2 protein-coding genes are annotated in these 2,291 nt (G+C 54.0%); both read left to right on the top strand.

The window, feature by feature from the left end; all coding sequences use genetic code 11:
- Positions 1-196: 196 nt before the first annotated feature.
- Positions 197-373, top strand: a complete 177-nt coding sequence (gene rpsU / locus ACO5R6_RS07575) for a 30S ribosomal protein S21 (protein WP_044961232.1) — start codon at positions 197-199, stop codon at positions 371-373.
- A 155-nt stretch (positions 374-528) separates the two neighbouring features.
- Positions 529-2,118 (top strand): peptide chain release factor 3, encoded by a 1,590-nt coding sequence (locus tag ACO5R6_RS07570; RefSeq protein ID WP_485626569.1) that lies wholly within the window; start codon positions 529-531, stop codon positions 2,116-2,118.
- Positions 2,119-2,291: the final 173 nt, after the last annotated feature.

Raw genomic sequence — 2,291 nt, 5'->3', positions numbered from 1 at the left:
TTAAAAGAATTCCAATTTCAGAGGCTCTGAAAAATAACGAATAAATGTAACCGATATTATAGAAGGGTTTCTGCTTGTGTTTGACAAGAAAGAGGTCGGGCAAGTATAATACACATTGGTGTTGCGACTTCCCGTGAATATGCAGTTTCGCGGATTCAAAACACAAATCCACGACTGGAGGGAGGTCGAGAAGAGTATGTCAAGCATTATCGTCAAAGAGAATGAGTCTCTTGATAGCGCACTGCGTCGCTTTAAGCGCAGCGTAGCTAAGGCTGGTATCCAGCAGGAGATCCGCAAGCGTGAGCACTACGAGAAGCCCAGCGTTCGCCGCAAGAAGAAATCTGAGGCTGCACGTAAGCGCAAGTTCAACTAATCAGTGAACGATCAGCCCCCGAGGATATCCTCGGGGGCTTTTCCTGCCCCCTGCGGACGAAAGTGCCCGGCAGAACCGGGGCAGCAGGTCCCCAAGCCGCGGGAAGAATTCGATGGAAGCGCCGAGTGAGCTCGGCAGGTTATAAGAGGTGCATCTTGTCTAAGTTGAGAGAAGAAATCGAGAAGAGAAGAACATTTGCCATTATCTCCCACCCGGATGCCGGAAAGACAACCCTGACAGAGAAATTCCTGCTCTACGGGGGCGCGATCAATACGGCTGGCTCTGTTAAAGGAAAGGCGACCGCCCGGCACGCGGTTTCTGACTGGATGGAAATCGAGAAGCAGCGTGGTATTTCGGTCACCTCCTCGGTTCTCCAGTTCAACTACGGGGGCCGCTGCATCAACATTCTGGACACGCCGGGTCACCAGGACTTCTCAGAGGACACCTATCGGACGCTTATGGCGGCGGATTCCGCAGTGATGGTCATCGATGGATCAAAGGGAGTTGAGGCCCAGACCAGGAAGCTCTTCAAGGTCTGCGTCATGCGCCATATTCCCATCTTCACCTTTATTAACAAGATGGATCGGGATGCGATGGACAGCTTTGAGCTCCTGGATGACATTGAAAATGAGCTGGGGATCGCCACTTGTCCCATCAACTGGCCCATCGGATCGGGCAAGGCTTTCAAGGGGGTCTTCGACCGCAATACCAATCGGGTCCTGACCTTTGCCGATACCATGAAGGGAACCAAGGAGGGGAACGAGGAGGAGTATGACATCAAAGACAAGGACCTGCGGGCGGCCATCGGAGAGGATGCCCTGACGACCCTGGAGGAGGAGATCGAGCTCCTGGATGGGGCGGCAGCGGCTTTCGACCGGGACAAGGTAGACGCCGGGCAGTTATCCCCCGTATTCTTCGGGTCTGCCCTGACCAATTTCGGAGTGGAGACCTTCCTCAAGCACTTCCTCGATATGACCTCCTCTCCCCTGCCCAGGGAGTCGGACCAGGGCCTTGTGGACCCCTTCTCAGAGGACTTCTCGGCCTTCTGTTTCAAGATTCAGGCCAATATGAATGCCCGCCACAGGGACCGCATCGCCTTCATGCGGATTACCTCCGGCAAGTTCACAGCAGGCATGGAGGTCTTCCACGTCCAGGAGAACAAGAATATCCGCCTCTCTCAGCCCCAGCAGATGATGGCGGATGACCGGCATATCGTCGAAGAGGCCTATGCGGGCGATATCATCGGGGTCTTCGATCCGGGGATTTTCTCCATCGGAGATACGATCTTAACCGGCAAAAAGCAGTTTCGCTTCCACGGGATCCCCACCTTTGCGCCGGAGCATTTCGCCCGCGTCTCCCAGGTGGATACCATGAAGAGAAAGCAGTTCATGAAGGGCATCAATCAGATTGCCCAGGAGGGGGCGATCCAGATCTTCCGAGAGTACAATACCGGTATGGAGGAGATCATTGTGGGCGTCGTCGGAGTCCTTCAGTTCGACGTCTTAAAGTTCCGCTTGAACAGCGAGTACAACGTGGAGATCAAAATGGAGAGCCTTCCCTATGAGTATATTCGCTGGATTAGCAATGATCCGGTGGATGTGGATTCCATCGTGGGCACTTCCGATATGAAGAAGGTCACGGATCTCAAGGGAAGACCCCTCCTGCTCTGGGTCAATGAGTGGTCGATCCGGATGACTCTGGACCGGAACGAGGGACTGGAACTGGCTGAGTTCTCGCAGAATTAGAGAAAAAATCTTCCCCGCGGAGCACGGGCCCCGCGGGGATTTTTACCGTATTTCCGTATGCAGAAAATCCTGCAAATCACGGATCTGACGAAGTTTACCGGCCAAAATCGTGCAAGAGGGAGAATCGGATCCGGGACGATTGCCAAAGGGGGGCCGGCATGGGAGAATAGAAA

The organism is Shuttleworthella sp. (assembly GCF_057251025.1).
The sequence above is the reverse complement of the archived record's forward strand: the minus strand, read 5'-3'. Positions and strand labels throughout refer to the sequence as shown.